This is a genomic window from Alteromonas sp. AO-Serp, from assembly GCF_017849675.1.
Lineage (GTDB): Bacteria > Pseudomonadota > Gammaproteobacteria > Enterobacterales > Alteromonadaceae > Alteromonas > Alteromonas macleodii.
The window spans coordinates 46098-57410 of record NZ_JAFLMX010000176.1; the positions used below are offsets into that span (position 1 = coordinate 46098).

Consider the following 11313-nt stretch of genomic DNA (forward strand, 5'->3'; position numbering starts at 1 on the left):
CCGCGGTAAGGATACTGCGGTGGTATGCTTGTCACACGAGTTAGCAAATCAAAAGTTTGTAATGCAAGAAATTAATACCTTTTTTTTCGATTTAGACGGAACCTTGGTAAACTCTGTTCCTGATTTGGCAACAGCGTTAAACCAAACATTAAACGACTACCAATTACCAACTTATAACGAGCAGACAATTAGACACTGGGTTGGAAATGGTGCTCGTGTTCTGGTGGAACGCGGATTGAGCGGCAACGCAGAGATCAGACACCATTACACATCAAACGAGATTGATGCCGCTTTAGAAAAATTTCTGTTCTATTACCGAACGCTAGAAACTAAAAGTACAGTGCTGTACGACGGCGTGTTCTCAACACTTCACGCGCTAAAAGAACAAGGGTTCACGCTAGCATTAATCACTAATAAACCTTCGGAATTTATTGAGCCTATCCTTTCATCGTTCTCAATATTCTCGTTGTTTTCGCTTACCATTGGCGGTGATAGTTTACCGGAAAAAAAGCCTTCTTCCCTTCCCCTTCTGCACGCCTGTGAAAAGCTTGGTGTTTCGCCCTCACAGTGTGTAATGGTTGGAGATTCTAAAAATGACATTGTTGCCGCAAAAGCCGCGAACATAAAAAGTATAGGGCTTACCTACGGGTATAACTATGGTGAGAACATCGCAAAATATAAACCTAACTGGGTTTTCGACGACTTTGAAGAGATATTAACGTTCGCTTCTTAATTCATCTGACATAGCCGTTGATGAAACTTCAATTGCGTCGTTTACGCATACTTTCTTTTATTTCACGCTTTAACCTTTGGTATAAGGCCTGTTTTTCTGTAATATCCGCGTGTTAAATCATTTCATGGAGTTGTTGGTATGTCATCTAAATGGCTTTCACTAGAAGAAGCCCTCACTAAAGCATTAGACGCTGCAAAAGCGATAAACGACGTTGAGCAAGTGAGCATTTTTGACGCCAACAACCGCATCTTGGCCCAAGATGTAACTGCCCACGTTGATGTCCCGCCATGGGATAATTCAGCAATGGATGGCTATGCCGTAAATGCAGAAGATCTTAAACACAGTGGTAAACTCGAAGTACAGGGTGTAATTACAGCTGGCATGAGTGCTGATGAGCCGCTTGAAAAAGGCAAAGCATTTAAAATAATGACGGGGGCCCCGGTGCCTGCCAATGCTAACGCCGTTGTAATGGTAGAGAATACCGAAAGTCATGATGGCGCGGTTTTGATCAATAAAATTCCATCGGCGCAAGAAAATATACGTAAAAAGGCCAATGATATCGCCAGTGGCGATACACTAATAAGCAAGGGCACGCGCCTTCACGCCGAACACCTTATGCTGCTGTCCTCCCAAGGAAACAGCAAGGTGGCAGTATTCAGAAAACTTCGCGTTGGTGTAGTCGCGACTGGTTCTGAACTTGCTGCACCTGGCGAACCCTGTAAATCGACACAAATTTTCGAGTCTAATCGCGTTGGTGTAAGCAGCATTTTAAGCAATGAAAACGTAGAGCTTGTTGATTTCGGCATTGTAGAAGACGACGAAGCTTCTTTGCGTAAACTCTTCATTGAGGCGAGCGAGCGTGTAGATGTAATGGTAAGTAGCGGTGGTGTATCTGTGGGCGATGCCGACTATGTAAAAGATATCATCGCTGAATTGGGCACTATCGACTTTTGGAAAGTCGCAGTTAAACCGGGTAAACCCTTTGCTCTGGGTAAAATAAACAACACGTTGTTTTGCGGTTTGCCGGGCAATCCTGTGTCTTCATTTGTTACCGCAAAATTATTGGTTGTGCCTGTTATCAAAAAAATGCAAGGACAAGTACAACCGCACGAGCCGTTCTTTGTTAACGCTAGCATTACGACACCTCTTAAGCGACGTGCAGGCCGCCGAGACTTTCAGCGTGCAACCATGGTAAGAAATAATCAAGGTGAATGGGAAGTCACACCATTTAGGTCACAAAGCTCTGGCGTTATGACTTCAATCACTTCTGCTAACTGCCTAATGGTAGTACATGAAGATATAAGTGAGTTAAAAGTTGGCGATACGGTTCCGGTTATACCGCTACATTTTTAACAAGTTCGTTGTTGAAACGCTGCTTCGTTAAGGCTTTTAAGCTCGTTTTTATTTTCTGCATTTTTATCGCCCTAGGCGACCCATATAGAGACACATTACCGTGAATAAGAAACGCTTTCTTTTAGAAGGAAGAGACATTTTAAAACTAGCATGGCCATTGTTGGTTGCGCAGATTACTCAAATGCTAATGGGCGTTAGCGATACTATTATGGCTGGGCGTTACAGTGCAACCGACATGGCAGCGGTAGCACTAGGATTTAGCATCACCGTGCCACTGCTTTGCTTTATACAGGGTATAGCGCTGGCACTTCCCCCAATTATTTCACGGTTGCAGGGAAACAAAAATTTAAGTGGTATTGCCGACGCAAGTCAGCAAGCTGGTTATCTGGTTTTCTTTGTGGGATTAGCGGTAGCAGGCTTAATTCCATTTACTGAAAGCATAGTCGCGCTGTTCCCTATGGCGCCCGAGCTATTTAGCATTACCGTAGACTACGTACTTTATGTGCTGTTCGCTATGCCTGGATTTGCACTTTACCAATGGCTTAGAAACTATTGTGAAGGCTTGGGTAAAACCAAACCCACTATGATTATTACGGTTATCGGGCTGATGGCGAACATTGTAGGGAACTACCTGTTTATCTATGGTGTAGGCCCATTACCAGCTATGGGCGGTGCGGGTTGTGGTATTGCAACGGCCATTGTGATTTACACTATGCTTATAGCAACCGTTATCTATGTTCGTTTTGCCCCTGCCCTGCAAAAGTACAATTTGTTTGGACAGTTGTATAAACCTAACATGGTAACCATAAATCGTACCTTCAAAATGGGTTTGCCCATTGCTATGACTATCCTGTTCGAAGTGACGCTGTTTTCACTGGTTGCATTGTTATTAGCCCCTTTTGGTGCCACAACGGTAGCGGCCCACCAAGTCGCACTGAACTTCTCGGCCCTAATGTTCATGTTTCCTATGAGTATTGGTATGGCAGCAGCAATTCGCATTGGCTATCGCATAGGGCAAAATAACCCACGACAGGCAAAAATTGCAGCTCGAACCGCTATTCTGATCGGTTTTTTCACCGCTGCGTGTACGGCTAGCTTCACTCTGCTAGCAAAGGGGTTCATTATTGGCCTGTACACCAGCGACGAAGCCGTATATACCTTGGCAAATGCGTTATTGATTTATGCGGCGTTATTCCAATTGTCTGATGCGGTTCAGGTGATTTCGGCTAATGCATTACGCGGCTATAAAGACACAACAGCGATGTTTATTATTACCTTTGTGTCCTACTGGTTAATAGGTCTACCTACAGGCGTTATTTTAGGTAGAACAAACTGGATAACGGCAGAACCAATGGCCGCAGCAGGGTTTTGGATTGGCTTCATTGTAGGATTGAGTGCTGCAGCTGTTATGCTAGGTGCACGCCTTCTTTACATCCAAAGGCCCAGTGCTGTGCATCGTATCGCGAATGCATAATACCAATCCGCATAAGCACGCTGAACGTTTAAACCGTTCAATTGAACCAAAGCAGTTACCCCCTGCTTTTTAGTTTGTCCCAGTCTTGTGGCGTGTCTATATCAAATTGTGCGTTAGGTATAGACACAGCCGTTACCCTACCTAATTTCGCATACTTCTTAATAACCGGCTTAGCCCCCATATCGCCACTTAGCGCTAGCAGTTCACTAAATACCGCTTCAGGAAAGATAGCAGGTACGGTTAATCGACTATTGTTCTCTCCCTGCTTTTGCCATTCACTGCATACTATGTGATTAGGGTTCGCATAAGAAGTGTTGATAAGGCGAACGAAGTCTTGTGCATCAAGACTCGGCAAATCGGCCAACGTGAATAGCACATGAGTAGGTCTTGTACACAAGCCCTTTGCTGTCGGGGATACTGATTTCGACAGTGATGAAAGGCTTAAAAGGTGCGTGAGTCCAGTGCGAATACTTGATGCAAGGCCTTCATCCCAATTAGCGTTGCGAACGATACTGATGGGTAGTTCAGAAACCTTACATAGAGAGTGCTTTAGCTGCGTATTTACGGAATCATGCCATTTACCCGTAACAACGGTAATGGGTAATTCACTGGTTAACGCTAAGTCATTGCGCGCACTAACTACCTCCCCCACACTGTGTTGTACAAGAGAAAGCGCAGAAATTGGGTGTTCCGATAAAAGCTTATTACCCTTGTAGCGAGCGCTCTTTCCGCCCGCCAACACCACAAGAGCTACGGCATAGTTTTCCGACTTCAATTCAACATCCGTTATATCAAAGAAATAAAACGTTACACGTCAAAGGGCTTAGCGGCTTCTGCTAAGCCCTTTAATAGCAGCCGTTAACCCTTCAAGCGTTAGCCCATACATTCTGTCTTCCATTATTTCACGAATAATTTTGATAGACGAATAATACGGCCAGTAATTCTCAGCTTGCGGATTAAGCCACACAGCGTTGTTAAAGTGGTTCAATAAGCGCTGCATCCACACACTGCCCGGCTCTTCATTCCAATGCTCTACACTGCCACCTGGATACGTTATTTCATACGGTCCCATGGTAGCGTCACCTACGAAAATAACCTTGTAGTCTTTTGCGTAGCGATGAATGATATCCCAAATAGGAATGCGTTCTTTATTGCGACGAAGGTTATCTTTCCACACCTCCTCATACACGCAGTTGTGGAAATAAAAGTACTCTAAGTATTTAAACTCGCTTTGCACCGCAGAGAAAAGCTCTTGAGTACTTTTTACGTGTGGGTCCATAGAGCCTCCCACATCAAAAAACATCAACACTTTTACCGCATTGTGACGCTCTGGTGCCATGTGTATATCGAGTAAACCGCCTTTTTTAGCTGTCTCACCTATGGTTGTTGGCACATCTAGCTGCTCACTTGCGCCGGTGCGAGCAAACTTGCGTAGCTTCCTAAGAGCCACTTTTATGTTACGCGTACCCAGTTCTACATCAGAGCTTAGGTTTTTAAACTCGCGTTTATCCCATACTTTTACTGCCGAATACTTTCTGTTTCCCTTTTGCCCTATTCTCACGCCTTCCGGGTTGTCACCATAAGCGCCAAAGGGCGATGTTCCGCCGGTGCCCACCCATTTATTTCCACCTTGGTGACGCTTTTCTTGTTCTTCTAAGCGCTTTTTCAACGTTTCCATCAGTTCTTCAAGGCCACCGGCTTTACGCAGCGCCTCACGCTCTTCAGGGCTTAAATTTTTTTCAATTTCCTTACGCAGCCATTCTTCAGGGATATCTTTACCGAATAGATCGACAGATTCGACACCTTCAAAATATTCAGCAAACGCCCTGTCGAACTTATCGTACTGAGTTTCGTCCTTCACCATTATGGTACGCGACAAACTGTAGAACGCTTCGATATCGGCATACACCACGTGCTTTTCAAGCGCACTAAGCAAATCCAGCAACTCGCGCAGCGTGGTTTTAACCTGATATTTTCGCAGTGTATAAAAAAACTGAATAAGCATTAGCGACGCGCCATAAAGACCAGTTTTTCAAACAAATGTATGTCTTGTTCGTTTTTAAGCAGTGCCCCGTAAAGTGGTGGAATAGCAGCTTTTCCGTCTTTTGAGTGAAGCGCTTCTGGTGGAATATCTTCGGCAACCAAGAGCTTAAGCCAGTCGATAAGTTCAGAGGTAGAAGGCTTTTTCTTAAGCCCTGGTACATCTCGAATTTCAAAGAAAGCCTTTAACGCTTCATCAAGCAGCTTTTTCTTTAAATCTGGGAAATGTACGTTAACGATTTCTTGCATTTCCTCTGGATTCGGGAACTGAATGTAGTGGAAGAAACAACGGCGCAAGAAAGCATCTGGCAGCTCTTTTTCGTTGTTCGATGTAATAATAACAATCGGACGCTGCTTCGCGACTACACGTTCTTGTGTTTCATAAACGAAGAACTCCATCTTATCGAGCTCTAGCAGCAAGTCGTTGGGAAACTCAATGTCAGCTTTATCAATTTCATCAATTAATAGTACCGGGCGCTTTTCTGCGCTAAAGGCTTCCCATAATTTACCTTTTACGATGTAGTTGCTGATATCGTGAACGCGATCATCACCAAGTTGAGAGTCGCGAAGACGTGACACTGCGTCGTATTCGTACAAACCTTGCTGTGCTTTAGTGGTTGATTTAATGTGCCACTGAATTAGTTCGGTGCCTAAACTCTCGGCCAATTCTTCAGCAAGCATGGTTTTACCTGTGCCCGGCTCGCCTTTAATTAAAAGCGGACGCTCTAGCGTAATAGCTGCGTTAACCGCCAGCTGTAAGTCTTTGGTTGCGATATAATTAGACGTGCCACTAAAAGCCATTATTGTTGTACTCCGTATAATTTTTCGTCTTTGCAATTTTAACTATAATATCAAGGCCTTCTCATGATTGCCCATAGATATAACATATAGCTAAAAAGCACTTTGCATTTTACTGATTGGGACCAATGATATAGGGGTATGACGAAATCCCCTAATTCAGGCTGTGAATTATTAACTATCACACGCGTTGAATTATTAACTATTAAAAAGGTCGTACAGATCACGACAGACGGGGTTTCCTATAAAATAAGGAACGAGGTAAGGATTTATAATGAACGTATTTGACGACAATTCCCTATCTATTGGCCGCACGCCACTAGTTAAGCTAAATCGCGTAACATCAGGTAATGTATACGCAAAAATTGAATCGCGTAACCCAAGCTTCAGCGTTAAGTGCCGTATTGGCGCAAACATGATTTGGGATGCTGAAAAGCGCGGTGTCCTTACCGAAGGTAAAGAAATTGTAGAGCCGACCAGTGGTAACACAGGTATTGCTTTGGCGTTTGTTGCAGCGTCTCGCGGTTATAAGCTAACGCTAACCATGCCTAGTAGCATGAGCCTTGAGCGTCGCAAACTTCTAAAAGCTTTGGGCGCAAACCTTGTTCTTACTGAAGCGCCTAAGGGCATGAAAGGTGCGGTTGCCGCTGCACAAGAAATTGTGGCATCAGATCCAGACAAATGCGTATTGCTTCAGCAGTTCGACAATCCGGCTAACCCAGCTATTCACGAAAAAACCACTGGCCCTGAAATTTGGGAAGATACAGACGGTAAAGTAGATGCATTCGTAGCTGGTGTAGGTACGGGTGGTACAATCACGGGTGTAAGTCGCTACCTTAAAAATACGAAAGGTAAAGCAATTACTTCTATTGCCGTTGAGCCAACAGACTCTCCAGTAATTACCCAAGCGCTTGCGGGCGAAGAATTAACCCCTGGTCCACACAAAATTCAAGGTATTGGCGCAGGTTTTATTCCAGGTAACCTAGACCTAGACCTAATTGACGAAGTTGAGCAAGTTACCAACGAAGAATGTATGGACATGGCGCGCAAGCTAATGACCGACGAGGGTATTCTTGCAGGTATTTCTTCTGGTGCAGCCGTTGTTGCCGCTAAGCGTTTTGCTGAACGCCCAGAAAACAAAGACAAAGTGGTTGTAGTGCTTCTAGCAAGCGGCACAGAACGTTACCTAAGTAGCCCTTTGTTTGCTGGTGCGTTCGACGAACAAGAAGAAGTTCAATAACCACCAAAATGTTTCAATTATTTAAAAACGAGGCCTAGTGCCTCGTTTTTTTTATGCCTACTCTTTTCTATTTCTCCTGAAGTTTTATGGACACAAACACCTGAGTTTTACGCTCTATTACTTTGCTTTTGTGCGCAATATTGTGAATAATCAAAGCATAGATTAGCGAAGCGGCGAGCACATTGACTTCGTTGAGATATAAAACTATCAATAAGAAACGGACCTCTTTACATTAAGGTAATCCAAATGAAAACGCGTATGTGGTACGCCCTTTTCGGGCTTTTTACAGTGTTGATTTTATCCGCTTGCGGTAAAAAGGAAGAAGGCATCGGGCGGTACGGCATGCTTGATGAAAGTACCCCTGAGTACACCACCGTAGCGTTTCTCAAAAGTGTTTATGAAGATGACAACCTTGATACAGCAATTCGACTATCAAGCAAAAAGCTGTCTCGTATATTAACGAGATACCACACTAACAGTAACGTTCAGCGCCACCTCTTAAACCTTAAATATGACACCGTCACCATCACGCCTCAAAGTGCAGGCCGAGTTGGCCGCAACGAGTTCGCAGAAAAATCGACAATCACCGTATTTTTAAGTGGAACATACAACGACGACAAAATTGAAGACTTGCGTAGCCTAGACTTGATTAAAGAAGACGGTGAATGGAAGGTTAATAAAATTCATCCAGATGCCTATTTATAACGTGTAGATAAACGCTGTTTTTATGGCCAGCAACGTAGCTTTTTACATATGAAGAAAATAAAAAGGATGTTTTCCGGCTTTTATGCTTAAAAGCGTTTATTTTTTGTTTAATGGGTTGTTTTAGGGTAATAATTTCAAAACGCTCATAAGTGATATACGGATAGTTTCCACCTTGCATAAAGGATTTTTTCTGTACATTAAATTGTTATGTGCTTATGGAAAAACCTACACATTTACTCACTAATAAACCAATTTTCATTTTAGGAATTCCAGCTCTAATACTTATTCTTCTGGCTGTTCTATTTCAATTTGCAGTAGTCACAGGAATCGAAAAAGGCACTCTAGAAGGAAAGGTATACTCTATTTCTCAACGTCCACTTGGAGGTGGCAACCAAAATGTTCGTAAAGTAGATCTAGCTAAGGTGAAAATTCTGGACGGAACGTTCATTATGGTGAGGTGTGAAAGCTATTGTCAGTTAGACCAAGAAATCAAAGTTACAGTTTACAAGCCTTTATTTAGCAGCGAACTTAGGTATGTTTATGAGCGCACCTAACAAACAAATTATGGCACTCGCTGCCGCTCGCTGGGACGCTAACATATGGGCTGCGTCACTTCGTTCCTAATTTTAGCCCATATGTTATCGCCCCTTAGTGGGGTGTTAGAAGGCGTCAACCTAAACTTCGTTTGGCTGTATAAAAATCCCAATGCAACTACCCTTACCTTTCTTCACTAGCATCGCTCTGGCTTTTGATAGTTTTAATGTCGCCGCTTTAACTTCAACGGTTGCGCATTAGGCGCTTTATCGCCAAGTTCTTATTCACCGCCAGCAAGCGCCAATGCGTTTGTTAGTTCAAATGGCGGCTTGCCTCAGCTAAATCAAAAACATCACCGCGCTGTCGTTTCACTTGTTTGCTTAAACAATCAATCGTATGCTGGCTTCAATAGTTTTTAAATAGGCCAACGGAACAGGCTCCGCTTCTAACAAAGCGCTAAAGTCGTTCCCTTCGGTCACTGGGACGCTTACACGCGGGGCAACTTCGTTATTATGCCCCACGTGCAATCGCCCCTTAGCTTAGCGTTATGTTGCAAGGAACATCAATTGAGTTTCAGATGTAAAAAGTGTGGTTGCTCTATACACCCAACGGAAGTCAAAGTTCCGGGTAATTATTCCCATTACAAATGCCCCGTATGTGGAGTTAGTGTCTCTCTTGGAAGATCTAAAGGTGTTTTGGCCCTTTTAGGAATTGCATTTTTAGTTTGGGCTTTTTCGTTTAGCCTTTATCATTTAACTCACTAGAGTGCGCTTTTCAAATGGTTAATTGGCGAACAAAATAGTTCAGGGATGTCTTAACGTTGAGTAACATAACAAAAAAATCATGTCGCCCGCAGGCGGGCTGGGACACAAACATGCAGGCGGCTTCGCCATTGTAGCCTGCCTGTTTGTGCCCCATATTTAGGTGTTATGTGCTTCTACACTTTTCAGCGAACAATGTGCTATTGTTCAAAAGCAGAACAATAGTAATAGGGAACAGAACATGGATTGGTTAATTATTGGGTATATAACCTTCTCAATATTTATTGTCGGACTAACGGCTCTCTACATCAACAAGCCTCATTTATTTCAAGTCACATATGTTCAATGGCCATGGCTCCATAAACTAGCTTTTGCATTTGCATGCGGTTTTCTTCCTTTTGCGCTGTTTGCAAATTGGTATTGGTTTATTCTTGGCATCACATTAACTTTGTTTATATACGTCATCTTACACCGCCAAAAATACTTGGCTTTTATCAAACTGCGCACATAACAAACACATTAAGCCGCTTCGCTGGGACAGTAACACGTGGGCTCTGTCGCTTCGCTCGGATTTTAGCCCACGTGTTACTGCCCCTTATGTGGGTGTTAGGTGTCAGGGATGAAAACGATACTACTGTCATTTTTTATCATTGTAATTGTTGGGTGCACATCAGTAGCCAAACCTACTATTCACCTCCATTCAAACGGAGTTAGTGAAGCAAAGCTAACTAACTTAAGAACCAAATTAGAAAAAAGTGGATATACCGTAGTAAGTGGCAATCAAGACTTCTCTCACTTTTTATTCACGCCACTCATAGTTGTTCCAAAAAATTCAAGGTTCAGTACCCCAGAAATTCAACAACAGATAACCAACACTTTAGGCTCCATCCCAATTGTTAAACGTGGTAACTTTAAAAACCATAACTATTCGGGCGACCACATTGGCGTGTATCTTCGAGGAAACAATGCCACCTAACAAAAAAATTAAGTCACTCACTTTGTTCGCTGGGACACATACACGTGGGCTGCTTCGCATTATAGCCCACATGTCTGCGCCCCTTATTTAAAAGTTATGCATCAAGGAAAAACAAGTGGAAGTTTCATTCTTAGCAGAGCAAAGCCATCATTCTAAGTCCATTGCACAGTGGTATTACGATGAATGGGCTAAGAATTACAACGTCCCGTTCAATACAGTTTTTGAAGACGTGAAAAGCAAATCAAACTCAAAAAAATGATGTTCCTCTCTGTTTTGTGGCAACAGAAAATAACGAAGCCATTGGCGCTGTTGAACTGAAACTCTATGAAAATAAGCAATACGACTATAAACATTGGTTAGGTGGTTTATTTGTTATTCCAAGTTATCGACGTTTAGGTATCGGGAGAAAGTTAATTCAGCTTGCATTAGATCATTCTCAAAAATTGGGTATAGGAGTCCTTTACTTACAATGTAAGAACGAGCATTCATCTCTATACCGCTCATTCGGATTTACCCGCATCCACTTGCTATCAGACAGCACTTGCGTCATGGTTAGAGCGGTGTAAATGCATAACACATATGAGCCTCCGGGCTGTCAATGAAAAAAGATAGTCCTTTGACCACTATTTCAAGATCAATACCGTTGCCTTTTTAGAACTCGTTTACTTCGTTTGTCATGGCTGATGTTAGGCAAATCGC

General features: G+C 43.1%; 12 protein-coding genes and 1 pseudogene. 10 read left to right on the top strand and 3 right to left on the bottom strand.

Going from position 1 to position 11313, the window contains the following annotated elements; all coding sequences use genetic code 11:
• Positions 1–19 precede the first annotated feature (19 nt).
• The 3 genes from QVA83_RS12465 (at position 20) to QVA83_RS12475 (ending at position 3560) form a co-directional block, all read left to right on the top strand.
• Positions 20–733, top strand: a complete 714-nt coding sequence (locus QVA83_RS12465; protein WP_156078430.1) for a phosphoglycolate phosphatase — start codon at positions 20–22, stop codon at positions 731–733.
• Positions 734–871: 138 nt separating this feature from the next.
• Positions 872–2086 carry a molybdopterin molybdotransferase MoeA gene (gene moeA / locus QVA83_RS12470; RefSeq protein WP_061485957.1) on the top strand — a complete coding sequence of 405 codons (1215 nt, stop codon included), beginning with the start codon at positions 872–874 and terminating at the stop codon, positions 2084–2086.
• A 100-nt stretch (positions 2087–2186) separates the two neighbouring features.
• The gene (locus tag QVA83_RS12475) at positions 2187–3560 is read left to right on the top strand and encodes an MATE family efflux transporter (RefSeq protein WP_061485958.1); all 1374 of its coding nucleotides are present in this window, start codon (positions 2187–2189) and stop codon (positions 3558–3560) included.
• A gap of 55 nt (positions 3561–3615) precedes the next feature.
• Here QVA83_RS12475 and QVA83_RS12480 read toward each other — a convergent pair whose 3' ends face one another.
• From QVA83_RS12480 to QVA83_RS12490, 3 genes are read right to left on the bottom strand one after another with little or no spacing between them, the layout of a single operon-like run.
• Positions 3616–4335, bottom strand: a complete 720-nt coding sequence (locus QVA83_RS12480; RefSeq protein WP_061485959.1) for a nucleotidyltransferase family protein — start codon at positions 4333–4335, stop codon at positions 3616–3618.
• A gap of 48 nt (positions 4336–4383) precedes the next feature.
• Positions 4384–5565 carry a vWA domain-containing protein gene (locus QVA83_RS12485; RefSeq protein WP_287498509.1) on the bottom strand — a complete coding sequence of 394 codons (1182 nt, stop codon included), beginning with the start codon at positions 5563–5565 and terminating at the stop codon, positions 4384–4386.
• Positions 5565–6401, bottom strand: a complete 837-nt coding sequence (locus QVA83_RS12490) for an AAA family ATPase (RefSeq protein ID WP_039220753.1) — start codon at positions 6399–6401, stop codon at positions 5565–5567. The genes QVA83_RS12485 and QVA83_RS12490 overlap by 1 nt, the downstream gene beginning before the upstream one ends.
• Before the next feature lie 271 nt (positions 6402–6672).
• Here QVA83_RS12490 and cysK point away from each other — a divergent pair, with 271 nt between their 5' ends.
• From cysK to QVA83_RS12525, 7 genes and pseudogenes are all read left to right on the top strand, one after another.
• Positions 6673–7638, top strand: a complete 966-nt coding sequence (gene cysK / locus QVA83_RS12495) for a cysteine synthase A (RefSeq protein ID WP_061485961.1) — start codon at positions 6673–6675, stop codon at positions 7636–7638.
• A 246-nt stretch (positions 7639–7884) separates the two neighbouring features.
• A complete protein-coding gene (locus QVA83_RS12500) occupies positions 7885–8343 on the top strand; it encodes a nuclear transport factor 2 family protein (protein ID WP_156078431.1) in 459 nt (152 codons plus the stop codon).
• A 215-nt stretch (positions 8344–8558) separates the two neighbouring features.
• On the top strand, positions 8559–8897 hold the full coding sequence (locus QVA83_RS12505; protein WP_156078432.1) for a hypothetical protein: 339 nt from the start codon (positions 8559–8561) through the stop codon (positions 8895–8897).
• A 982-nt stretch (positions 8898–9879) separates the two neighbouring features.
• Positions 9880–10149, top strand: a complete 270-nt coding sequence (locus QVA83_RS12510; RefSeq protein WP_156078433.1) for a hypothetical protein — start codon at positions 9880–9882, stop codon at positions 10147–10149.
• Positions 10150–10257: 108 nt separating this feature from the next.
• Complete coding sequence (locus QVA83_RS12515) at positions 10258–10614, top strand: hypothetical protein (RefSeq protein WP_156078434.1); 357 nt, start codon at positions 10258–10260, stop codon at positions 10612–10614.
• Between the two features lie 115 nt (positions 10615–10729).
• The gene (locus QVA83_RS12520) at positions 10730–10873 is read left to right on the top strand and encodes a hypothetical protein (RefSeq protein WP_156078435.1); all 144 of its coding nucleotides are present in this window, start codon (positions 10730–10732) and stop codon (positions 10871–10873) included.
• Positions 10874–10886: 13 nt separating this feature from the next.
• A pseudogene (locus tag QVA83_RS12525) lies at positions 10887–11180 on the top strand (GNAT family N-acetyltransferase); the annotation flags it as partial.
• Between the last annotated feature and the right edge of the window lie 133 nt (positions 11181–11313).